This is a genomic window from Microcoleus sp. N9_B4 (genome assembly GCF_036701635.1).
Lineage (GTDB): Bacteria > Cyanobacteriota > Cyanobacteriia > Cyanobacteriales > Microcoleaceae > Microcoleus.
In genome coordinates, this window is sequence record NZ_JAUBRC010000050.1 from 20348 (window position 1) to 44910 (window position 24563).

Here is a 24563-nt window from a genome sequence, read left to right on the forward strand (position 1 = left end):
ACGGCGCTAGTGAAACCCAGGATATCAACAACACGTTTCCACAAAAGACATGAAAAACGATCGAGAGTTTCGCTGGTTCAAACCTTTGAGGTGGATTGCCCCAAGTATTTTGTTGGGTGCAGGAATCTGCAATGCCGCAGTGACCCAACCGGCACAAGCTGAGCCAATCGCCCTGCAATTCTCGCAAAACTTGCAGTCGCAGAACTTGCAGCCCCCGCGCCGCGGCCCTGCTGTTCGGGAAGTTCTGTCCTACGAGATGAAGGGAGACGAACTCAGGATTTGCAAGCAGGAAGGCAACTCCGAGAAAAAGTGCCAAGTTGTAGGGAAAGGCTACACGATGGGTTTGAGAACTGCCAACGACCTTTACGGTCAAGGAAATGCTGTCAATGCCGAAGCTTTGTACCGGCAACTAATCGCTCGCTATCCCAAAGAAGCGGATGCTTATTACAAGTTGGGAACTATGCTGTCGGGGCAAGGTAAAATGAGCGATGCGATCGTTCTATTCCAAAAAGCAATTGAAGTCAACCCGAAGCACGCCAAAGCTCACAACGATTTAGGCGTGGCGATGGCAAGTCAGGGGCAGTTGCCCGAGGCAATTGTTCAGTGGAGACAAGCCGTTAAAATTAACGATCAATATCCCGATGCTTTAAACAATTTAGGAGTCGGTTTGTACCAGCAAGGAGACAAGGAAAACCAAGCGGAGGCGGTAGCCAGCCTCAAAAAAGCTAAGGAGTTATTTATCAAGCAAGGTAGAACTCAAGCGGCTAACAGAGTAGATAAAATTTTGGAGGAAATTAATTCGCGATCCAGCGAATCCTAAACTCAAGCGCCGATCGCACATTGAAAGAAAAAACATCTTGGGCGATCGGCGTTAATGGGCGTTCAGCGGCGGTTAAACACCCCCAAAAACGGGAATCTAAAGCATTTCCTTCAAAACTTGTATAATCAAATCCCCATCCACCCGATCGCTCACAGCAGCCTCACCCAAGCGCACCGGCAACACAAACCGCACCTTGCCATCCTGCACCTTCTTATCGAGTTGCAAAGTATGCAAAATTTCCTCAACATCCACACCCGCCGGCAATTTGGCAGGTAAACCCGCTTTTTCAAGCAAAGCAGACTGGCGGCGATCGCACTCAGCATCCCACATTCCCAACTCCACAGCCAATCGGCTTGAGGCAGCCATGCCGATTGCCACTCCTTCTCCGTGATTGATCACCTTGTAATTGGTCAAACTTTCCACAGCATGACCGATGGTGTGCCCGTAATTCAAAATCGCCCGCAAACCCGATTCCTTCTCGTCTTTGCTTACCACCTCAGCCTTAGCTTGGCAAGACCTGCTCAAAATTTCAGCCAACAAATCCGCCTTCACATAGCGCATTTGATCCAACCGCTTGCAATTTTCCAACTTCCCAAAAAGTTCAGCATCCCAAATCACCCCGTACTTGATGACTTCCGCCATCGCCGAACGAAACTCCCTCGCCGGCAGAGTTTTGAGTACATCCGGGTCAATTAACACCAAGCGCGGCTGGTGAAAAGCCCCGATTAAATTCTTCCCTAAAGGATGGTTCACCCCCGTTTTGCCACCAATAGAAGCATCAACCATCGCCAGCAGCGAAGTCGGAACCTGCACGACATTAATTCCCCGCAGCCAAGTCGCCGCAGCAAAACCCGTCATATCGCCAACCACGCCGCCGCCCAAAGCCACCATTGTCGAGGAACGTTCTAAGCGGTTTTCCAAAGCCGCACCGTAAATTTTCTGTACCGAATTTAAAGTTTTGTACTGTTCTCCCGGTGGTAAAATGCAGGTACCGACTTCCAGACCGGTCGATTCGAGGGCTGCGGTTGCTCTTTCGCCGTACTGCCGAAAAATCGACTGATTCGACACCAGCAGCACTTTTTTGCCCAAACTTAGATCGCCCATCAGACTGCCGAGTTCGTCTAAACCGCCCGATCGCACGCAAACATTGTAAGATTGTGGCCCCAAGTCAACTTTAATTATGGATTGCATATTTATCTAATTTAGATATTAGATTTTCGATTATAGTTCTTATATGTCTTTTTATTGATTGTTTTGGAGAAATTGCCATGACTCTTAGCGGAGCAATAACTTATTTTGGGATTTTTGGCGGCATGATCGGCTTGGCGACAGTGCTGATGTTTGGTCTGCGGGCTGTCAAACTCATCTAATTCGGCTGCTTTGTGACTTGGAACTCAGAGATTGAAACCTCTGGTAAAAGTATTGATCGTGTGAAGTCTTTGCGCCCAAAAAATCTCTGATTAAACTTGGAGATTTTGCGCGCAAATGCTTCGGTCGATAGAACCTGAGAGTAAAATTAGCTTAATTAGACTCTTGGCTGACTGACAATTCCTTGACGAACACTAATTAATCTAACCCGAAGATACTTCTTGGCACACAGCAACAGACCCCGAAAAATCTTGAAAAATGAAACCAAAGTAAGGCTGGAAGTTGTTGCGAATCAAAAGAGTAAGACTCCGATAGTCAAATATGTTACTAAATTTACCTAACTTATTCGTTGCAACAAGTTATAAGTGAAAACTCTCACCCTGGCATCTGAATTAATTGGAATATCCAACTATGTTTGCCATAAAGCGATCGCTCAAATTAAATAACAACAAAGCGACGCTACCAGGAAGTCAAACCAAAGCCGGTACGGGGAGTAGTCGCCAGTTTATCCTTCCTCAGCCACCGTCGCGTAAGTTCTGTTTAAATATCTGCACCTACTTACACAAGGTCACAATTATTGCAAAGCGGGCGTTTTAACAAGCGCTCTGATAATATTTGAGAAGTAACTATAGCAGTTCTCAATAAAGTGAGGTATGCCCACGGAGGCCTATGCCCACGGAGGCCTATGCCCACGGAGGCCTATGCCCTATATCAAGCGTGCACCTCATGTTGCTGAGAAAGGCTATAGCTACGATCGAGCTTCTTTAGAAATTTATCCCAAACAAGTAAATCCTGCTACTTGGACAGCAATACAAAATAACTTAAAATTAGCTTAAAAAATTATGAATGCGATCGCCAACTTACCAGAGCATCAAATCACAGAGCAATTATACACAGGTACGCGCACCCTTGTCTATCGAGGCATCCGTACCAGTGACCAACAACCCGTCGTCATCAAATTACTACGAAATGAATACCCAAACTTTAACGAACTCGTTCAATTCCGCAACCAATATACCATTGCAAAAAATCTCGATTTTCCTAGTATTATCAAACCCTTAAGCCTAGAATTATATGGCAATGGCTATGCCTTAGTCATGGAAGACTTTGGTGGAATTTCCTTATCTGATTATCTCCAAACAGCCACGGATGAAAATTCCCCATATCAATATTTACCTTTAGATGAATTTCTCAGGATATTTCTTAAAATAACAGAAATTTTGCACTATTTATACCAAAATAGAGTCATACACAAAGACATAAAACCCGCTAATATTCTGATTAATCCTGCAACCAAAGAAATCAAATTAATTGATTTTAGTATTGCTTCTCTCCTGCCAAAAGAAAACCAAGAAATTCAGCATACTAATGATTTAGAAGGCACATTAGCCTATCTTTCTCCTGAACAAACTGGTCGAATGAATCGAGGCATAGATTATCGTAGTGACTTTTATTCTCTGGGAATGACATTTTATGAATTATTGACGGGAACATTACCATTTAGATCGGAAGATGCAATGGAATTAGTACATTGTCACCTGGCGAAACAGCCAATACGCATCCATCAAATTCATTCAGAAATTCCCCTAGCTTTGTCAGAAATTGTCAGTAAGCTAATCGCAAAAAATGCCGAAAATCGTTATCAGAGTGCCTTGGGAATTAAGCACGATTTAGAAATCTGTCTAGCTCAACTACAAACTACAGGCACAATAGAACCTTTTGAAATAGGAACGCGAGATATCAGCGATCGCTTCCTAATTCCCGAAAAACTCTACGGAAGAGAAGCCGAAGTTAATCAACTATTAAATTCCTTCGATCAGGTCGCCAATGGCACAACAGAAATGGTGCTAGTAGCGGGTTTTTCTGGGATTGGGAAAACCGCAGTAGTTAATGAAGTACATAAACCCATTGTTCGGCAACGTGGCTATTTTATTAAAGGGAAATATGACCAATTTCAACGGAATATCCCCTTTTCGGCTTTCGTAGAAGCTTTTCGCGATTTAATGGGGCAACTATTATCAGAATCAGAAGAACAATTGCAAACATGGAAAACCAATATTCTCGCAGCAGTGGGAGAAAACGGGCAAGTATTAATTGATGTAATTCCTGAGTTAGAAAACATCATCGGTAAACAGCCACCATCCCTAGAGTTATCAGGAACAGCCGCCCAAAATCGCTTTAATTTATTATTTCAAAAATTTGTCAAAGTCTTTACCAGTAAAAAACATCCCTTAGTGATGTTTTTAGATGACTGGCAATGGGCTGATTCTGCATCACTGAATTTGCTCTCATTATTGAGGCAACAAGATACAGGACATCTATTGATATTAGGTGCTTATCGAGATAATGAAGTGTCACCAGTACATCCATTTATCTTAACCGTAGATGAACTGATCAAAACTGGGGCAACGGTAAATACGATTACATTACTACCGTTAAGAGAATCGGATATTAATCGATTGGTAGCAGATACGCTAAATTGCGAACTATCTCTTGCCCAGCCTTTGACTAAATTAGTCAATCAAAAAACCAAGGGAAATCCTTTCTTTGCAACTCAGTTCCTCAAAGCTTTACACGATGACAACTTAATTACCTTTAATTGGGATATCCAGCATTGGCAGTGCGACATTGCCCAAATCAAAGCCTTGGCAATTACTGATGATGTTGTTGAATTCATGGCGTTGCAATTGCAGAAATTACCAATTCCAACTCAGGATGTCTTAAAGTTGGCTGCTTGTATAGGGGCTCAGTTCGATTTGCATAATTTGGCAATAGTTTTACAACAATCAGAAACAGAGACGGCGACGGTTTTATGGAGAGCATTGCAGGGGGGTTTGATTTTACCAATTAGTAATGTTTATAAGTTTTATCAAGTTGAAGGCAATAATAACTTAAGCCCCGAAGATGAAAATGCTAATAAACAAAATGCTAGATACAGATTTTTACACGATCGCGTTCAACAAGCTGCCTATTCTCTGATTCCAAAAAACCAAAAACAGGCAACTCACCTCAAAATTGGTCAACTGCTCCAACAAAAGTTATCAGAGATAGAAAAGGAAGAAAATCTATTTGATATTGTCGGGCATTTGAATTTAGGAAGTGGGTTAATTACTCAAGCTGAAGAACGAGAAGCCTTAGCCAGACTTAACTTAGCAGCCGGACAGAAAGCCAGAAATTCTACAGCCTATTCAGCCGCCAGAAGTTTTGTGCAAATAGGGATTGAGTTGCTAACCCCAGACAGTTGGCAAACTCAGTATGAATTAACCCTCAATCTGTATGTAGCTGCGGCGGAAACTGCCTACTTGAATGCTGATTTTGATGGTATGGAAGAAATGGCTGATCTGGTTTTGCGATCGTCCAAAACAATACTAGATAAAGTCAAAATATTTGAGATTCAAATCAACGCACTGACAGCCCAGAGTCAGATGTTAGAAGCGATCGCAGTAGGCAGAAATGCCTTAACACAATTAGGGGTTGAGTTCTCATCGGAACCTGACGAAGCCTTGATAGGCAAAGCACTACAAACCCTTGCCGATCAACTCCAGGGCAAACAGATTGAGGAACTGATTAACCTCCCTGTGATGAGCGATCCTCGGACAATTGCGGCTATGCAACTGTTAGCAATGTTGTTTTCGCCCATTTTTGCGGGAAATCCTGCCTTGCTGCCTCTGCACGGCTCCACAATGGTCAGTCTATCACTCCAATTTGGAAATGCACCCGCATCAACAATCGGGTATGCAAGTTATGGCATGGTGCTGTCTGTCTTTTTGGGAGAAGTAGAAAAAGGCTATTGCTTTGGTCGAGTGGGAATGAGCTTACTCAATCAGTTGAATGTCCGGGAATTTAAGTCCATAACTTTACTTTTCTTTGGCTGTTTTCTCCAGCATCGTCAAGAAGCACTAAGGGCAGTAATTCTAACGGCAAAAGATGGCTATATAACTGGAATAGAAACTGGTGATTTCCTAAATGCTGGCTACAATATTAGTGTTTATTTTGACGATAGTTTCTTCGCTGGAGTGGATTTCTATGATTGGGAACCAGAAATAGAAAATTACTGTGTTGTCTTAGCTCAAGTTAAGCAAGATTCTCCTCTGGGTTATCTGAAGATGAAAAAACAGATGGTCCAGAGTTTGATAGAAGTTGTCAATCAACCGGATTTATTAATCGGAACTGCCTACGATGAAACGGTGATGATTCCCAAACACCATCAGGATCATGAGTTTACAGCACTCGCTTTTCTCTATATATACAAATTGATTCTTGGCTATCTATTTGGCAACTACACTAATGCCCTAGAATACATAGCCCAAGCTAATCTTTATTTGATGGCAGCAGCCGGAGTAATTCATACTCCTGTTTTCCATTTTTATGCGGGGTTAACCTACTGGGCAGTATTTTCTACGCAGTCAGAAATTGATCGAGCTAACACTCTCCCTTTGGTAGAAACCCATCAAAATACTTTGGCTCAGTGGGCGCGTTATGCTCCGATGAATCACCAACATAAAGTTAACTTAGTAGAAGCAGAAAAATGCCGAGTTTTAGGAAAGAATTATGAAGCAGGAGATTTGTACGATCGCGCAATTGCCGGAGCCAAAGAAAACGAATATATCCAAGAAGAAGCGTTAGCTAATGAACTAGCAGCTAAATTTTATCTGGACTGGGGCAAAGAAAAATTTGCTTCTGGATATATGCAGGAAGCATACTACTGTTACACCCGATGGGGTGCGAAGGCGAAAGTTGCTTATTTAGAACAACACTATCCCCAACTACTAGGGGCTATTCTCCAACCGACTAAACGAGCTATCATATCTGGGGGAACAATCTCTCCCACGCTGATGAGAAGCGTAACTAGCAGCAGTAACAGCAACACCCAGAATTTATGGTTAGATTTTCCGGCGGTGATGAAAGCAGCACAAGCTATTTCACAGGAAATTGAATTAGAGAAACTATTAGCCACTTTGATGCAAATTACGATCGCCCATGCCGGAGCGCAAACCGGAATTTTAGTGATTGATCAAGAGGCAAAATGGTTAGTAGTGGCGAAAGCGGATCAAAACCATACAGAAAAAAGGCATATTCCTTTAGCTGAATGTCAAGAATTACCCCAAAGATTTATTTATTCTGTAGCCAGAAGTCAAACAACGGCAGTTTTTGATAACTTGAGTGCTTCCACTCAATTTGCCGGCGATCGCTATATCATCACCCAGCAGCCTAAATCAGCTTTATGTATTCCGATTAGCAACCAGGGAAAATTAATCGCGATTTTGTATTTAGAAAATAATCTTACCGTGGGAGCGTTTACAAGCGAGCGCATCGAAACCCTCCAAATTCTTAGTGCTCAAGCCGCTATATCCATAGAAAACGCCCGTTTGTATCAACAAGTAGAGAACTACTCTCAAACCTTGGAAGCCGAAGTTGAGCGAAAAACAGAAGAGTTAAGCCAAAAAGCTTTTGATTTAGAGCAAACATTGAAAAATTTACAACAAACCCAAGCACAACTAATTCAGAGTGAAAAAATGTCAGCCCTCGGTCAACTCGTAGCGGGGATAGCACACGAAATTAACAATCCAGTTACTTTTATTCATAGTAATCTTCAGCCGACAGAAAATCATATCAAAGCTTTGCTAAATTTGCTGGAACTTTATCAGCAAGAATATCCAAATAAAAGCTCAGCAATTAAAGCAAAGATTGAGGAAATTGAGTTAGCATTTATTACGGAAGATTTAACTAAGATCCTGCAATCCATGAAAGTCGGAAGCGAACGAATCAAACAAATTATCCTGAGTTTGCGTAATTTTTCTCGCTTAGACGAAGCAGACATGAAATCTGTAGATTTACACGCCGGACTTGAAAGCACTTTACTAATTTTACAAAACCGCTTCCAAAAAAGTGATAATCAACCGAAGGTACAAGTGATTAAAGAGTATGGCAACCTTCCTCATGTCACCTGTTATGCGAGTGAGATGAATCAGGTATTTATTAGTATTATTAGTAATGCTCTTGATGCTCTCAAACAAGTTAGTAAAATTAATAAAAATCCTTTTATTAAGATTCAGACTGAAGTCATAGAAAAAAAGTTGGTAAGAATTGCGATCGCTGATAATGGTAGTGGGATTCCTACCCATATTCAAAAACGCATATTCGAGCCATTTTTTACAACTAAACCTGTGGGGAGTGGCACAGGTTTGGGTTTATCTGTAAGCTATGCTATTATCAAAAAACATGGGGGCAAATTAACCTGTGATTCGACCGTCAGCAGGGGGACAATTTTTGTAATTGAGATTCCGATAAACTATCTGGTGTAACTTGGGCTAGAGAGGGACTCAAATATTGATGTCAAGAGGAAACTAAAATAGGCTTAAAAATTCACCGGAATTTTCGTAATTGGGAAACGGACGATCGGATTGGGGACACCGAGTGTTAAACAAAGGGTGAGTATCCAGCAATTCCAATTGTTCCTTTCACCTCCACAATCAAAAAATCTGGGTTAGAGTTCGTCGATCGCAAAAATCAAGATTAGATATTCAAAACGGCTAGATTAATGGCGTACTTATCGTCGCCGTTTCTTCACCTGTTGGTACGGATAGCAGTCAATCACGCAATATCTCATGTAACTCCCTTTGGAATCAGAGTCCATCAGTTCTAGATAGACATTATTCGGCACCTCAGAATATAGATAGGTTTTGCCACTATTGAAAACAACCTCCAGAGTAGAAGTTGTTTCGTCATAACCCACAGCTTTTATCATGCTGGATTCGACTGGTTGTAGTTTCATTATTTCCCGATAAGTAAGGCTACCTGAAAAAAACAGCATACCCAAATCCCGGACTTTTTAAAGAAGTCAGGACTCTAAAGCCCGATCGCACCTGAATTTCCCCTAAAATAATTTCTACTCCCTCAATCCAAAATCTAAAATCTAAAATCTAAAATCGAAATGACTCATTCCACCGATATCGTCACCCTCGCGCGCTGGATGGCCGCCGACTTCAGCAACCAAGCCCAAGCCTTTGAAAATCCGCCCTTCTTCGCCCACATCCGCGTCTGCATGAGGCCTTTGCCGATCAAAGTTCTGGATGGGCTCAGCTTGTACCTAGAACAAGCCTACGATATTGAACTGAATGTACCGTACCGAGTCCGAGTTTTGAAATTAGTCCCCGTGGGCGATCGAATCGACATCGAAAATTATGCCATAGAAAACGAAGAACAATTCTACGGCGCGGCCCGCGACCCGCAACGGCTGCAAGAAATCAAAAAAGAACAACTGACTCTACTTCCCGGCTGCACCTTTATTACGCAGTGGACGGGCAACAGCTTCAAAGGGTCTGTCGAACCCGGAAAAGGCTGTATGGTGGTCAGAAAAGGCAAAAAAACCTATCTAGACAGCGAATTCGAGATTGACCAAGACAAATTTATTAGCCACGATCGCGGACGTGACCCAGAAACCGACGCCCACGTCTGGGGAGCCCAGGCCGGCCCCTTTGAATTCACCCGCCGGGCTAGTTTCGCCGACGAAATTCCGGTTTAATCTAAAAAAACAGAGTCCTTCCTGGGCGAACACGCTTGATTAAAGGTTCAGAATGCACCAATACCTGGTACATTAACCCAGTATTGGCAAGCAAGATTCACCGTTGATTTATGAAAGTCCTGGTTATTGGTGGCGATGGCTATTGCGGTTGGGCAACCGCACTCTACCTTTCTAACAAAGGTTACGAAGTTGGCATCCTCGACAGCTTCGTGCGGCGGCACTGGGATCTGGAACTGTGCAGCGACACCCTCACTCCCATCGCACCGATTCAGCAACGACTCCAGCGATGGCAAGATTTAACGGGCAAGTCGATCGACTTGTTCGTCGGTGACATCACCAACTACGATTTTCTCAGCAAAAGCATGAGAAAATTTGCACCAGAGGCGATCGTCCATTTCGGCGAACAGCGTTCGGCACCTTTCTCAATGATCGATCGCGAACACGCAGTCCTCACTCAAGTCAATAACGTCGTCGGGACACTCAACCTGCTGTACGCCATCCGCGAAGACTTCCCCGATTGTCACCTAGTGAAATTGGGGACAATGGGCGAATACGGCACGCCGAATATTGACATTGAAGAAGGCTACATCACGATCGAACATAACGGCCGCAAGGATACACTACCCTATCCCAAACAACCAGGCAGTTTCTACCACCTGTCAAAAGTCCACGACTCCCACAACATCCATTTTGCTTGCAAAATCTGGGGTTTAAGAGCCACCGACTTAAATCAGGGCGTAGTCTACGGCGTGCTCACAGATGAAACCGGCATGGATGAACTGTTGATCAACCGTTTGGACTACGACGGAGTATTCGGTACAGCATTGAACAGGTTTTGCATCCAAGCTGCGATCGGTCATCCTTTGACCGTTTACGGCAGTGGCGGACAAACCCGCAGCTTCTTAGACATTCGGGATACCGTGCGGTGCGTGGAATTGGCTCTAGCCAACCCTGCCGAAGCCGGACAATTCCGCGTCTTCAACCAATTCACCGAACAATTCAGCGTCGGCGACTTAGCCTCCTTGGTGCAAAAAGCAGGCATGGCAATGGGATTAAAAGTAGAAATCAACAACATCGAAAATCCCAGAGTCGAGAAAGAAGAACATTATTTCAATGCCAAAAACACCAATTTGCTAGACCTGGGTTTGCAACCGCACTATCTCTCAGATTCCCTGCTCGATTCTCTGCTGAATTTTGCTACAAAATATCAGCACCGTGTCGATAAAAACCAGATTTTGCCGAAGGTTTCTTGGAAGTAAGTTCTGGCCTCTACCTGCGGGGAAAGAGCGTTTTAACGAACCGCGAAGGCGCGAAGGGCGCGAAGTAAGAGAAAAGAAGGGAAGAGAGGAGAAGGGTTCGCAAGTTCTGAATGGATTTGGCTGTATATTACGATAATCTATCTTTTTTATCTCTTTCTCTGTGTCCTCTGTGTCCTCTGCGGTTAATTAAAAAATGGCATCAGGTTTTTACCGCTGGCTTGTTTGGGAAGAAATCCCGTGAAAAGTCGAATTCTCATTCTGTTGCTTTTGGTGGTTCTGCCTGGATTTTCAGCGAGGGCAGTTTTTGCTTATTATTTAATAGGGGAATGGGCTGCTGTAACGCCGAGTGATCTAAATTAGTGCCGAGTTAGCAAAGGCTTATCTGCCACTTAAAAAGCGAGATAAATTGCCGGAACAGCACAGGAAATTTACAGAGTTAATTGCTTGACCGAAAGTGTGGGATGGCTTTTAGGTGGGATAATTTTATCTATTCGCATTCAGGGAATTGGCATTTTATCCCAAAAACCTCTCTCTCGGAATTAGCGGCAGTGAAACAGAAAGAAGAAGTGTAGAAAAGCAGCCGATCGCACGCCATGACTTACTCCCCCCGACACTGTGTATCCTGTTACCGATGACGTTTGCCCCAAGCTATGATTATCGGCTCCCTAAATAACTTATTTTTATGAAAATTGCTCTGTTCACTGAAACATTTCTGCCAAAAATAGATGGCATTGTGACGCGTCTGATTCACACTGTAGATCACTTGCAGCGCGCGGGCGAACAAGTTCTGATATTTTCTCCAGATTACGGGATTAAAGAATACAAAGGCGCCCGAGTTTACGGTGTGGAGGGTTTGCCTTTGCCGATGTACCCGGAATTGAAAATGGCACTTCCTTCTCCGGCTGTCGGTCGCCAATTAGAGCAGTTTAAACCGGATATTATTCACGTTGTCAATCCCGCTATTTTGGGATTGGGCGGTATATATTACGGGAAAAAGTTCAACATTCCAATTTTGGCTTCTTACCACACGCATTTGCCGAAATATTTGCACCATTACGGTTTTGGAGTCCTCGAACCTTTATTGTGGGAATTGCTCAAAGGTGCTCACAACCAAGCAGAACTGAATTTGTGTACTTCTACAGCAATGGTGGAAGAATTGAGAACCCACGGCATTGAGCGAGTAGATTTGTGGCAGCGGGGCGTAGATACTGAAATGTTTGTCCCGGAATTGGCAAGTCGAGAAATGCGATCGCGCCTTTCTGCAAATAACCCAGACAGTCCCCTGCTGCTGTACGTCGGCCGCCTCGGTGCAGAAAAAGAAATCGAACGCATCAAACCAGTTCTCGCAGCGATTCCCGATGCCCGCCTCGCCTTAGTGGGAGACGGCCCGCATCGGCAAACCCTTGAACAATATTTTGCCGGTACACCCACTAATTTTGTCGGCTACCTCAAGGGGCAAGAACTCGCAAGAGCTTACGCATCGGCGGACGCCTTCATTTTTCCCTCCCGCACCGAAACCCTGGGCTTAGTGCTCCTAGAAGCAATGGCTGCGGGGACGCCTGTAGTGGCGGCGCGCAGCGGCGGAATTCCCGATATCGTCACCGACGGCGTTAACGGATATTTATTTGACCCCGCCGACGAAGAAGGAGCACTCGTCGCCACCCAGCGTCTGTTTGCGAATCCCGAAGAACGGGAAACCCTGCGCCATAACGCTCGCCGAGAAGCTGAACGCTGGGGTTGGGCCGCGGCCGCCGCACAACTCCAGCGATACTATCAATCAGTGGTGTTTGCCCAGTCCATGCCCAGAGCTGCCTAAATGTCAGCATCTGTACCACCTTTAAACCTCACCGACAGTTTAGCTTCGCTGTTCGATCGTCAGTTGGTAATGAGGATGGATGTTTTCAAAGACCGATCGAACTTTTTTGCTGCATAAATTACCGTCGCTATCCTGCTGTTGCATTTACCATTAAACTATGAGTAAGCTCTGTAGGAATGCCTTGCGCGCTGCTTTCATAGCGCTCTTTACCTGACCGGATACGGTCGCCGAGTGCGCTAAAACAGTCACACCGCGCGCTGCAGTCGAGCACAGAGCGTCAAATCCACACTGCACTCTCGATCAAACTAAAGCCTGTCACCTAATTTTCAGGCCTTCTGTTTTGCGAACTCAAGTTCAGCTTGAATGGACGAACCCTCATCATTATCATCGAGGTTGTAAAAAAGATCGATCGAGCATACATAACAAGCAAACTGAAGTTGCGTGCGCCACTTTTGAACTCACGATTCATCAAAGCGACAAGCGAGTGCCGATGCGCTTGCAAACAAATTCAAGAGTTTGCACCGCCGCCGAATCTCGCGCAGATCGACCTGCGGTCAGTCTACCCCTCTGAGCAAGCAGTTAATCATGACATTCTCCAATACTGGTAGCGTTCTGGCTACACTGACTCAAGTCAATTTTATGGGGGCATTGACCTCCCGTGTTAAGAGCCTGCCAGTTCCTGAATTAGTGTGCCTGCTGGACTTTATCACGGCTGAATTTCAGCAATTTATCCGGGCGATGGACCTGATTAACAATGAAGCACTCGAAAGTCTCTTAGAGCAACTTTTAGATGCCTTCACTGTCAAAATTGGTCAAATTTTGCAAGCAGACCGGACAACAATTTTTTTGGTTGATTCCAACAAAAATCAACTATGGCACAAAACACTCGATCCACTTACGGGCGAGGATGTAGAAGTGCGCTTGCCGATGGATGCAGGCATTTTAGGCTACGTAGCAACAACCGGAAAATCGATCAATGTCGCCGAAGCTCGATCGCACGAGCATTTTAATTCCGAAGTAGACGAACCACCGGGCTACAAGATCGAGACCATCCTCTGTATGCCGATTTTTAGCAGCAAAAGCCAACATGAACCCGTAGCGGTGGTCAGACTGTTAAATAAAGCTGGTAATGTCTCCTTTAGCGAGGAAGACGAACAGCAGTTCCAGGCTTTTGCAGATTCGATCGGGATTATTCTCGAAAGCTGTCAGTCTTTCTACGTCGTGGCCCGCAACCAGCGAGGGGTTGCCGCACTTTTGAGAGCCACCACGACTTTGGGTCAAAGTCTTGACTTGGAAACAACTTTGCGCTCTGTCATGGATCAAGCTCGCGACTTGATGCAAGCCGATCGCAGCACGCTATTTTTGTTAAATCGGGAAACCAACGAACTTTGGACCAAAGTCGCCAAGGCCGACGGCAAAACGATGATGGAAATTCGCATTCCTGCGAATAGGGGAATTGCTGGCTACGTGGCTTCGACTGGTCAACCTCTAAATATTACAGATGCTTACGACGATCCCCGTTTTGACCCATCTACAGACCAGCAAACGGGATACCGCACTCGGACTGTCTTGTGTATGCCGGTGCATAATGCTAAAGGTGAGCTGATCGGGGTAACTCAGCTAATTAATAAGAACCAAGGGACTTTCACTCCTTCCGACGAGGAGTTTTTGCGAGCGTTTAATTCCCAAGCAGGAATGGCGTTGCAAAATTCTCAACTGTTTCAGAACGTGATGGTGGAAAAGCAGTATCAGAAAGATATGCTGCAAAGTCTTTCTGATGCAGTGATTTCCACGGATTTGAAGGGGCGAGTTGTGACGATCAACGAAGCAGCCCTAGAATTGTTGGGCTGTCCGGTAAATCAAGCTAAAAGCAAACACAATCTTCTGATTTGGGAAGATAAACTGGTTAATCGCTATGTTTGGGAAGTTGTCCCGATCGACAATTTGCAATTTCGACTAGAAGACAGTCTCAAAAATGCTGCCCGACATTACGTTCCCGAACAAAGTTTAACTGTGGGACTGTTGGTAGAAAAAACGCTCAATTCCCAACAAAAAGAAGAAGAAGAAAAAGAAGAAGAAAATTATATTTTGGCCGTGCCCGATCGCACTGATCCTAATTTATATTACGCTTGGGGCGAAAACCGCGCGTGGACTGAGGAAGTAGCGCTGGCAGAATTAGCTAATGCCCAATCTCTATTTGCGCTGCGAAATTCTGCCCTGTATCACCCTTATTGTCCGCTGCCCATCCCCGCCTCTCGAATTAAAGTAATTGAACGCAGTTTGAATTTGACTGTCAACCCGCTGATCAATCCAGAGGGCGGCGTGCGCGGCGGTTTAGTGGTACTCGAAGACATCAGCCGCGAAAAGCGGATGAAAAATACGATGTACCGCTACCTGACTCCAGGAGTCGTAGATAAAGTGATGGCCTTGGGTGAAGGCGCCCTGATGGTGGGCGAACGCAAAGAAGTGACTATTTTATTTTCCGACATTCGCGGCTATACCACGCTGACCGAAAAGTTGGGAGCGTCCGATGTGGTATCCCTGCTGAACGAATATTTTGAGACGATGGTGGAGGCCGTTTTCCACTACGAAGGCACTTTAGACAAGTTTATCGGCGATGCTTTAATGGCGGTGTTCGGCGCGCCCCTGCCGCTGAATCCCCCGGAAAGTCACGGTTGGATGGCGGTGCAGTCGGCTTTAGATATGCGCCGGCGTTTGAAAGAGTTTAATGATTCTCGCCCCGGTGCAGATCCGTTTCGCTTCGGAATTGGGATTAGTTCTGGAGAGGTGGTTTCGGGAAATATTGGTTCTCAAAAGCGAATGGATTACACGGTAATCGGGGATGCTGTGAATTTGAGTTCGCGATTGGAACAGCTTACAAAGGAGTACGGATGCGATATAATTTTGAGCGAATTTACATACAGTTTGTGCCGCGAAGGGATTTGGGTGCGAGAGTTAGACAAGGTGCGGGTTAAGGGCCAAAATCAGCCAGTTGGTATTTACGAGTTGCTGCAAAATAGTTCTGAACCCATCGACGGGGAAACAGTTCGGTTTTTGGAACTTTACAGTAACGGTAGGGATGCTTATATTGCTAGAAATTTTCATAAAGCTATTAGTTATTTTGAAGCGGCTTTAGCAATGCGACCCAGCGATCGACCTGTGGAAGTTCACCTCGACAGATCCCTAAGCTATTTGGAAGTACCCCCGCCCGATGATTGGGACGGCGTGCATACGATGACAACCAAGTAGTAGATTATATTACATCCGAGTGTTCAAAAGTAAAAAGGTTTGATAAAGTTGTGAGATCTTCCTTATGACAGAGTTAACAAGTGTAAAAATGTGAAAACATAAATCGGATGCCATATTAAAGTTAGTATTTATTTCCAGGCTAACAATTAAATGAGTTATTTATCTGTTCCGAATGCCACAAAAGCCGATCGCATTCTGGTGGTAGACGACGCACCAGATAATGTTTTATTGGTTCAGACAATCCTAGAAGAAGAAGGTTACGAAATCAGTACGGCCGAGAATGGCTTTTCTGCCTTGAGTCAAATTGACAAGTCAGCCCCGGATTTGGTACTGCTAGACGTGATGATGCCGGGAATGGATGGTTACGAAGTCACTAAACGAATCCGACAAAATAAGGAATTGCCCTTTATCCCGATTTTGCTGATCACGGCTCACGACAGTGCCAGCGTAGTGCAGGGATTGGACATGGGAGCAGACGATTTCATCCGCAAACCAGTCGAAATGGATGAACTGCTGGCGAGGGTTCGATCGCTCCTGCGACTAAAACACAGCGTAGACGAGCGCAATTCGATCGCCCTCCAGCGCGAAGATTTTGTCTCCCGACTCGCTCACGACTTGCGGACACCCCTCGTAGCAGCCGATCGAATGCTAACTTTAATGCAGCAGGGAGCTTTGGGAGAAATTTCCCTTCCCATGCGCGACGCTTTTGGGACGATGGTTCGCAGCAACCAAAACCTGATCGCGATGGTAAATATGCTGCTGGAAGTCTACCGCTACGAAGCAGGCCGCAAATCCCTGAGTTTCGCTGCCGTGGACTTGCGCCAGCTTATTACTGAGGTAGCTGAAGAACTAGCTCCCCTAGCGGATGCTAAAGGTTTGTCGGTAAATTTAGACTTGACAGAAAGTGCAGAAAGTGCACCGATTGCGAAGTATCCGGGCGATCGTCTGGAGTTGCACCGCTTGCTGACAAATTTAATCGGAAATGCGATTAAATTCACCGACAACGGCTCAATAGATGTCAGCTTAAAAGCTGCCAATTCACCTGCTTATACGAGCTTCAAAAACCAACCGCTGGCATGGGTTATCATAGAAATCCAAGACACTGGCGCCGGCATTTCTCCCACCGAAAAAGCAAAGTTATTTGAAAGGTTTGGCCCTGGAACTCACAAGAAATCCGGTACAGGTTTGGGACTACACCTCTGCCGCCAAATAGTCGAAGCTCACCGCGGCACGATCGAGGTAAAATCCGAGTTGGGCAAAGGCAGTTTGTTTACTATTCGCTTGCCTTGTTAGATAGGTATAAATAACTCTAACTTTCGGGTGCGAAAAGCGAACATTAGTACAGATAAACTGTAATTGTAGGTTGCAAAGTGTGTACCTAATCGAATTATGGTTAATTTACCCGATGTCAGATAATTACTTGGCAACCGAATTTATGGCAATATGTCTAACTGTCCAGTGTGCGGCGCTGAATACATAGAAGAAAAAGCAGAGTTTTGCTCGATTTGCGGCTGGGATTTGACTCCCTACCCGCAGCGTGCTAAGCCTTCCAAAACTTATTTAAAAAAAGAACAAGTTAGATTGCAGTGGGCCAAACAAATGTGGGAATTGACCCGCAATCAACAAAATTGGTCAGCTAAATTTGATGAGTTGCATGGGGAATTGCAGCAAGGTGCGATCGCCCGCACATACCTGCAATCTCAGTTAGAATGGGTTCTGTACCGCCTCGAACAACTAAACCCCGAATTGATTGTCAGCACTCTACTGCGACTAGAAGACAAAATCGGCGCCATAACTGAGTCAACTCCGGCTATCTCGGAAGTGGGGATGGACTACCGCCAACTGACAAAGCTATTAGAAACGGGAAAATGGCGCAAAGCTGATGAACACACTTGGGAAATCTTGCTCCAAATCGCTGTCAGGGAAGACGAAGGCTGGCTGAGTGCAGCCGATATTGACAGTTTTCCTCCTACAGACCTTCGCACGATCGACCAACTTTGGCAACAATACAGCAGCGGGCGGTTCGGGTTGAGCGTGCAGCAGCAGATTTGGGAAAGTACCGAGGCAAATTATACTGAATTTTGCGATCGAGTCGGCTGGAGAGTCAAGGAAAATTGGAAATATTACAGCGAGCTCTCCTTCAACGAAAATGCTCCCCCCGGACATCTCCCCGTCACCGCATGGAGACAGCGCGCCTGTTACGGTGCTGGTAAACTCACCGCAGCAGAAAACTTTGCCCGCATCGCTGCGAAACTGGCAACGGGCGATCGCTAATCGTCCAAAATAAAAAATTCAAAATCGACATTAACTGCTATAATCAAAACGGTTTAGCAACTGGGGCTGTGGCTCAGATGGATAGAGCAAGCGCCTCCTGAAGAATCGGGCACCCTGCGAGGAAACTCTAGGAGTGAATGTGGTCAAATTTGGTGAAACCTAAAGAGTTCGTGGGTTCCTATGACTCTAAGGCAATACCAAGCCAAGCCTGAGTTCAGCGCGATTATGCGATCGCCTATATTGAAATCAGGAAGGTTTAGAGACTAGACGGTCACCACCTAAAAGCTGCAAGCATATGGTGAAGGTATAGTCCAGAGAGTGGGGAAACTCACACAAATCTGAAGCGCTAGGCCGCCGGTTCGAACCCGGCCAGTCCCGTTAAAAACCAAGAAAAATTAAAAGCAGGAGGGGGAAGCTTTGTTTTTCCCCTCTTTTTTGCATATCCGCTAACGAATTCGCCCACAGACAAGCATAGCAACCGCCAAGGCGGTTGCTATAAAATCTCAAATCACCTGTTTAAGCCCCACCACAAACGTAGAGTCAATCTAAAATCTAAAATCTAAAATCTAAAATCTAAAATCTATGATCCCCCGACCCTTTTTTAATTTTTAATTTTTAATTCCTGTTAGTGGGCTATAGGTGCGGTATTTTTTGTTATGGTTCCTTTGTGAGTTAAATAAAATTTTTATAGGTTTAGATGTGGTTAAGAATCAATTCAAACACGCGGCGTTACCAGCGTTTGAACACTTCACGCAGTTTTTGGTTCCTAGTAGGGCTTTCAATGGCGTGTTGGTTGGGCTATCAGCAGGTTAAGAGCGAATTTCAGAGACCCCAAGCTTTGTTAGTTCTAGGTGGGGCTACGGAGCGAGAGGTGTTTGCCGCCAAATTTGCTCGCTCGCATCCTGAATTGCCGATTTGGGTGTCGTCTGGAAGCAATCCCGAGTTCGCCGAATGGGTGTTTTCAGAAGCGGGAATTGAGTCCGATCGCCTGCACTTAGACTACAGAGCGGTGGATACGGTAACAAATTTTACCACCCTGGTAGATGAATTGAAAGCTCAAGGGATTGAGAGCGTGTATCTGATCACTTCTGACGATCATATGCGGCGAGCTCAGATTATCGGCGAAATCGTGCTCGGCAGTCGAGGCATTAGCTTTAAGCCTGTGGCAGTTCCGTCTGGGCGAACCCCCGAACCGGTGCAAAAAGCTGTTCGCGACGGCGCTAGGGCTATTCTTTGGCTGACAACCGGTTATACGGGTGCTAACTTCAGCCAAGCGAGAATTGAATAAACAAAGGGAAGCATTAAGCAAGTTTTAATTTTTTTTCCATTCTCTCTGGTTTTAAAACTTGTCTTCGATAGCGATTTAACGAACCGGGAAGATCCTGATGATAAATGCGTAAGAGAAGAGAACAGAAGAGAAGGAGTAGTTTAAAATTAGTAGATGAAATTCAAAAGCTAAAGTTAATGACCGACCAAATTCTGCCGCAAGTTCTGGATAAAATTTTGAGTAACATCAAAACGCCGGATGCTGTTTTTTCGGCTTTGGTGCCGGCTTTAGGCGAGGTGTTAAATTGCGATCGGGTCTTTCTCTACCTCCGCAATCCTGAAACGCAAATGGGCAGAGTACCTTACTGCTGGCGTCGCAACTCAAACTATCCAGAGGTTTGGGACCCGGAATGGAAAAAAGAACCAGAATCTTTAGGGGAAGAAGACCCTTTGTTTGCAGCAGCTTTGCGAACTGAACCGTCGATTTTTGTTGAGGATGTTGAAACAGCAAATCCTAAAGTTGTCAACAAAAATTTTGAGGCAAAAGAGTTCGGACATCGAGCTTTGATTCACGCTCACCTTTGTGCTGACGGCTTATTGTGGGGGGTTTTGCAGCCTTGTATGTTCGATCGCCCCAGAGTTTGGACTGACTTCGATCGCCAAGTTATCGCAGCAGTTACAGAAAAAATTTCGCCTTTAGCTGTCGCTTATGTCAGAGGCATCGTACAACCGCAATAAAATAGGTTTGTAATGAGGAGTCTTCGTACTCACTACAAACCTGTAACGATGTTTTTTATCTATCAAACGAGGTTTCTGCGTAAGTTATACAAAACAACCTCCAAGCAAATCAGCGACCCAAATCGTGCATGGCATTAATCTCGATCGCACATCTTTGAGTCAACGCTTGCAACTCCTCGCGATCCGAGGAACCGGGCGCTTCAATTAGCTTGCCAATTCGCACCGTCAGTGGCACCGGACGCGGAATTCCCGAACCTTTCGACGAAATCGCGTGAGTTCCCCACAAACTAACAGGTAACAGCGGCGCTTTTGCCTTAGCAGCTATCAGCGCAGCACCTAATTTCGGTTCAGTAATTCTGCCGTCAGGGGTGCGAGTTCCCTGCAAAAATACACCTGTCGCCCAGCCATTTTCCAAAGAGTTGATAGCCGATCGAATTGCACTGCGATCGGCACTTTCCCGCTTAACTGGATAAGCACCGTAAAGCGTAATTGCCTGCTTCAAAATAGGAACTTTAAATAACTCTTCCTTTGCCATAAATGCGACGGGCCGCCTCATGCAATTCGACAAAATCGGCGGGTCAAAATCGCTGGCGTGATTGCTGACTACCACCAGTGGCCCTTCTGTCGGAACATTTTCTGCACCATAGATACGGCCCCGAAAGTACAGGTGCAGCATTGGGCTGACAATTGACCATTTGAATAAATAGTAGAGAAGTAAACTTTCGACGGGTTCGCGACTTTTGCTCACAGAAAAACCTTAAGTTTTAAATTACATCGAATATTAGCCTATCAGTTCAGCAATCAAAAAAGAAGCACTACACGGATTTTGACACGGATACACGGATAAGTCCAGCGATCGGACTGTTTAGCTAATTGGCTAAGTTGACTATCATCAGTGTATCCGTGTTTATCCGTGTCGTGCTGTTAGATGATTCGGCGGTTGAAACCGCTTTGCAAGCTTGTGTAGCGTCAGAATAAATTCTGGCGAATTCTTTGCCAAGGTTCAATTTCCGGCCAGTATAGCTTTCTGTCCTTCCGAAGAAGTCGCGTAGCCCAAGAAATTCTTAACTGCTTGGCTAGGAGGATTTTTGTAGGCGTAGTACAACTGCCGCTTGTAAGGATAGTTACCCGCATCCGTCGTGGCACCGTTGACTGGAACAACGCGCACCGTTCTCTGATTGACTACTTGAGCGAAAGTCGCATACCCAATACCGTTATTGCCTAAAGCTTGTAGCAGGGGAGTTGTTGCATCTCGATCGAGCGTGGTAATATTTGGCGCTGCGCCAAACTCGCCACCTCGGAGCACTTGTTCTTTAAACGTTTGATGAGTGCCACTAACTGCGGGTCTGTTAATTACTTTAATCGGGCCCGCCGGGCCGCCGACTTTCGACCAGTCTTGAGCATTTCCCTTGAAAATATCTTGAATTTGAGCGGAGGAACTTATGCCCTTACGGTGTCAGAAACCAATACCACAAAATCTGCTTATGGGGGTCAATTGTGCCTCTATGACGTGCATATTGCCAAGATATTTGAGGTGACATATTCGGACTGTCAGGAGATACCCCAAGCTGGCGGTAGAACTTGGTATTACCGCGCCGGAAATGGTAAGATTGATATGAGGCAATTCAGAATCAACTGTCAGTTGGCTAGCGATATTGCTAATAGTTATAATTTAGGGAAACCAGAGCGTAGTGCGAGTATAAATCCTTTCTCTTAGCAATATATTGGCAGAAATTCACCACAAACTCGTAGAATATTTTGAAAATGGAGCGTGTTTATTTTGGGTGATTCATCCTAAAAAACAGTATGTGTTGGTGTATCGATCGTCCCAAGAGCCCGATCGCCTGCTTAAGTCCGCTAACTCCCTCGATGGCGAAGAAATCGTCCCCGGCTTTACTCTTCCGATTGCGGAGTTATTTCAAAAACTGGCTTTTTAATGATTGGGCGATCGATGATATAAGGTATTGGGTGTGCTTTGCTACGAGATGTAATTATTCGCACTCTGCAAGGTGCTGAGATTGCGGGGATACGGGCAATTATTGTCTACGGTATCTGGGAAGATTTTGTTAAATTATTTTGTGGCAAGTTATACCAAGATATGATATAAGCTAGTTAGAAAAACTTATAGGAATATTGTATGCTGGAGTCCTTCGAGATACACAACTTTAGGCTCTTTCAACACCTTGAAGTTAGAAAGCTGAATCGTGTCAACCTGATTGTTGGCAAAAATAATGCTGGAAAGAGTACGTTTCTTGAAGCCGTAGAACTCTATGCCAGCAATGCTTCCCCTACAGTCCTGCTTGACCTGGTAGAGTCTAGGCAAGAGAGTTGGTTTAGTGAAGCTCAGCCACATTCCCAAAATTTTATTAGTAATTCTGTGCGACATCTTTTCTGCGGTCACAAATTACCTATAATTGGAGAAGAGGGTATTTCTCTTGGAGAAGTCGCTTCAAACACAAAGCTTCATATCAGTGCCGCTGCATATCAGAATAAAAATGATGATGAAGGCACGCTCAGGAAAATTCGTATTTCTGATGTGGAAGTTGATGAAAACCTATCTAATGTTGAATTTTTTCTGATAGCAGAGGAAGGTGAAAGAACTAGAAGGCTTTTTAGTTTAGACTTAGACAATAAAGATCTGAGAGAGATCCGACGTCGCAATAGAATGATTTCTGGTTCTGAAAGGCAGGAATCCCAGTTTAAATACACATGGCAGATTGTTGCGACCGAAAATATGCCCAATCGAAAATTAGCTGCTCTTTGGGATTTAACGAGCTTGACCGATGTAGAGTCGGAGGTTATTTCTGCTCTTGGCTTAATTGACGATCGAGTTACTGGAGTGGCTTTTGTAGAGAATAGTGCAAGTGACTTTAGAACTCGGGAAAACGATCAGCGTATTGCTCTAGTAAAAATTAAAGGGATAGAGGAGCCATTACCTCTCAAGAGTATGGGAGATGGTATGACTCGTTTGTTCCATATAATTGTTGCACTTGTAAATGCTCGAAACGGACTGCTCTTAATTGATGAATTTGAAAATGGATTGCACTGGAGTGTTCAACCCAAAGTTTGGGATATTGTGTTTCAGCTATCGGATAGACTTAATGTTCAAGTCTTTGCAACCACTCACAGCCGCGATTGTATAAAAGGTTTCGACCAGGCATGGAATAACTATCCTACGCTTGGTGCTTTCTTTAGACTTGATGAAAAGAATGGGTTAATCAAAGCTACAGAATATACATCGGAGACCCTAAATGATTCGATGGATATGGATGTTGAAGTGCGGTAAGTAGTATGAGCGATGTTTGCAAGCAAGATACAGATAAAGTTTTACTTGTTGAAGGAGTTAATGATTGCCATGTTGTTATGGCTTTATGTAAAGCTCATAATGTTCCTGAGACTTTCGGTATATATGAATGTGGTTCAGATGTCGGCGTTTTAAAACGATTAAATGCGCTGATTATACGTCCTAATCCTCCTCAAGTAATAGGAGTTATGCTTGATGCTGACAAGCCTTCTCTTGAAGGCCGATGGCAAAGTATAAAAAGCAAGTTACAACATTACAGTTATACGTTACTGAACAAACCTGATGCTGATGGAACGGTAGTCGAGACTTCTTCAGATGAACCTAAACTGGGATTTTGGCTCATGCCTAATAATCAAGATTCTGGTATGTTAGAAGACTTTTGTGCGGAACTTGCAGAGCCAGCATCTTTGGCATTTGCGCGAGAATGTGTGGAACAGGCGCACGCAAGGCAGGTAACAACATTCAAAGAAGTGCATCGCAGTAAAGCAGTGATTCATACCTATCTTGCTTGGCATGATGAACCTGGTTATCCTTTGGGAAAGGCAATTACAAGTCAAGCTCTTCGTCCTCACACAGATGTCGCAGTAAAATTCACTAATTGGTTAATACGTTTATTTGTGGAAGGCTCAGCCATGTAATACTCCCGATCCGCTTCAAGTTATGGTAACGTAATTGGCAAGGTAAAGACATCCGATATAGGGTAGTACGATCGCTCTAACACCGACATAAAATCCCATTTAGAATTACTACTAATTTGGCTTGAGGAATATAAAATCTATTTTTGTCACCTTTATTGGAATAATAACTTAATCAGACTTCCTTTCGAGAGTATTAATTTTATGACTATATAGTAGTAGTCTTAGCAAACAAACAAAAAGCGCCCCTATTACTAGGAGCGCTTTTTGTAATCTCAGACTAAAACTTAGCCATTGATAGAAGGAGCA

General features: G+C 44.6%; 20 protein-coding genes. 16 read left to right on the plus strand and 4 right to left on the minus strand.

Annotated elements, in window-relative coordinates:
• Nucleotides 1-49: 49 nt before the first annotated feature.
• A complete protein-coding gene (locus tag QUA43_RS25490; RefSeq protein ID WP_333377502.1) occupies nt 50-820 on the plus strand; it encodes a tetratricopeptide repeat protein in 771 nt (256 codons plus the stop codon).
• Between the two features lie 96 nt (nt 821-916).
• Here the strand turns inward: QUA43_RS25490 and aroB are convergent, their stop codons facing one another.
• Entirely contained in the window at nt 917-2011 is a 1095-nt protein-coding gene (aroB, locus tag QUA43_RS25495; RefSeq protein ID WP_333377505.1) for a 3-dehydroquinate synthase, read from the minus strand.
• Nucleotides 2012-2088: 77 nt separating this feature from the next.
• Here aroB and petL point away from each other — a divergent pair, with 77 nt between their 5' ends.
• The 3 genes from petL to QUA43_RS25510 all read left to right on the plus strand — a co-directional run bounded on the left by petL (nt 2089) and on the right by QUA43_RS25510 (nt 8493).
• Nucleotides 2089-2190, plus strand: coding sequence for a cytochrome b6-f complex subunit PetL (gene petL, locus QUA43_RS25500; protein WP_006633742.1), 102 nt, complete (start codon nt 2089-2091; stop codon nt 2188-2190).
• A 699-nt stretch (nt 2191-2889) separates the two neighbouring features.
• Entirely contained in the window at nt 2890-3024 is a 135-nt protein-coding gene (locus QUA43_RS25505; RefSeq protein ID WP_333377507.1) for a hypothetical protein, read from the plus strand.
• A 6-nt stretch (nt 3025-3030) separates the two neighbouring features.
• Nucleotides 3031-8493: an AAA family ATPase gene (locus QUA43_RS25510; protein ID WP_333377510.1), complete on the plus strand. Its 5463-nt coding sequence runs from the start codon at nt 3031-3033 to the stop codon at nt 8491-8493.
• Nucleotides 8494-8738: 245 nt separating this feature from the next.
• On the opposite strand, the gene QUA43_RS25515 is transcribed toward QUA43_RS25510, so the two are convergent.
• Nucleotides 8739-8963: a KTSC domain-containing protein gene (locus tag QUA43_RS25515; RefSeq protein ID WP_333377513.1), complete on the minus strand. Its 225-nt coding sequence runs from the start codon at nt 8961-8963 to the stop codon at nt 8739-8741.
• 159 nt (nt 8964-9122) lie between these two features.
• Between QUA43_RS25515 and QUA43_RS25520 the strand changes: the two genes are divergently transcribed.
• The 8 genes from QUA43_RS25520 to QUA43_RS25555 all read left to right on the plus strand — a co-directional run bounded on the left by QUA43_RS25520 (nt 9123) and on the right by QUA43_RS25555 (nt 20315).
• Nucleotides 9123-9713 (plus strand): chromophore lyase CpcT/CpeT, encoded by a 591-nt coding sequence (locus tag QUA43_RS25520; protein ID WP_333377515.1) that lies wholly within the window; start codon nt 9123-9125, stop codon nt 9711-9713.
• A 110-nt stretch (nt 9714-9823) separates the two neighbouring features.
• Nucleotides 9824-10972, plus strand: coding sequence for an NAD-dependent epimerase/dehydratase family protein (locus tag QUA43_RS25525; protein ID WP_333057384.1), 1149 nt, complete (start codon nt 9824-9826; stop codon nt 10970-10972).
• Between the two features lie 682 nt (nt 10973-11654).
• Nucleotides 11655-12788: a glycosyltransferase gene (locus QUA43_RS25530; protein WP_333377518.1), complete on the plus strand. Its 1134-nt coding sequence runs from the start codon at nt 11655-11657 to the stop codon at nt 12786-12788.
• A gap of 585 nt (nt 12789-13373) precedes the next feature.
• Nucleotides 13374-16037: a GAF domain-containing protein gene (locus QUA43_RS25535; protein ID WP_333377520.1), complete on the plus strand. Its 2664-nt coding sequence runs from the start codon at nt 13374-13376 to the stop codon at nt 16035-16037.
• Between the two features lie 150 nt (nt 16038-16187).
• A complete protein-coding gene (locus QUA43_RS25540) occupies nt 16188-17330 on the plus strand; it encodes a hybrid sensor histidine kinase/response regulator (RefSeq protein ID WP_333377523.1) in 1143 nt (380 codons plus the stop codon).
• A gap of 150 nt (nt 17331-17480) precedes the next feature.
• Entirely contained in the window at nt 17481-18311 is an 831-nt protein-coding gene (locus QUA43_RS25545) for a GUN4 domain-containing protein (protein ID WP_333377526.1), read from the plus strand.
• Between the two features lie 697 nt (nt 18312-19008).
• Entirely contained in the window at nt 19009-19599 is a 591-nt protein-coding gene (locus QUA43_RS25550; protein ID WP_333377529.1) for a YdcF family protein, read from the plus strand.
• 104 nt (nt 19600-19703) lie between these two features.
• Nucleotides 19704-20315, plus strand: coding sequence for a GAF domain-containing protein (locus tag QUA43_RS25555; RefSeq protein ID WP_333377532.1), 612 nt, complete (start codon nt 19704-19706; stop codon nt 20313-20315).
• A gap of 109 nt (nt 20316-20424) precedes the next feature.
• Here QUA43_RS25555 and QUA43_RS25560 read toward each other — a convergent pair whose 3' ends face one another.
• The gene (locus tag QUA43_RS25560) at nt 20425-21063 is read right to left on the minus strand and encodes a lysophospholipid acyltransferase family protein (protein ID WP_333108164.1); all 639 of its coding nucleotides are present in this window, start codon (nt 21061-21063) and stop codon (nt 20425-20427) included.
• 255 nt (nt 21064-21318) lie between these two features.
• Entirely contained in the window at nt 21319-21759 is a 441-nt protein-coding gene (locus QUA43_RS25565) for a substrate-binding domain-containing protein (RefSeq protein ID WP_333377548.1), read from the minus strand.
• Here QUA43_RS25565 and QUA43_RS25570 point away from each other — a divergent pair.
• The 4 genes from QUA43_RS25570 (at nt 21640) to QUA43_RS25585 (ending at nt 24257) form a co-directional block, all read left to right on the plus strand.
• The gene (locus QUA43_RS25570; protein WP_333377535.1) at nt 21640-22032 is read left to right on the plus strand and encodes a hypothetical protein; all 393 of its coding nucleotides are present in this window, start codon (nt 21640-21642) and stop codon (nt 22030-22032) included. The genes QUA43_RS25565 and QUA43_RS25570 overlap by 120 nt on opposite strands.
• A 7-nt stretch (nt 22033-22039) precedes the next feature.
• A complete protein-coding gene (locus QUA43_RS25575; RefSeq protein WP_333377538.1) occupies nt 22040-22252 on the plus strand; it encodes a Uma2 family endonuclease in 213 nt (70 codons plus the stop codon).
• 200 nt (nt 22253-22452) lie between these two features.
• A complete protein-coding gene (locus QUA43_RS25580) occupies nt 22453-23601 on the plus strand; it encodes an AAA family ATPase (RefSeq protein ID WP_333377540.1) in 1149 nt (382 codons plus the stop codon).
• Nucleotides 23602-23606: 5 nt separating this feature from the next.
• Nucleotides 23607-24257: a DUF3226 domain-containing protein gene (locus tag QUA43_RS25585; protein ID WP_333377543.1), complete on the plus strand. Its 651-nt coding sequence runs from the start codon at nt 23607-23609 to the stop codon at nt 24255-24257.
• Nucleotides 24258-24563 lie beyond the last annotated feature (306 nt).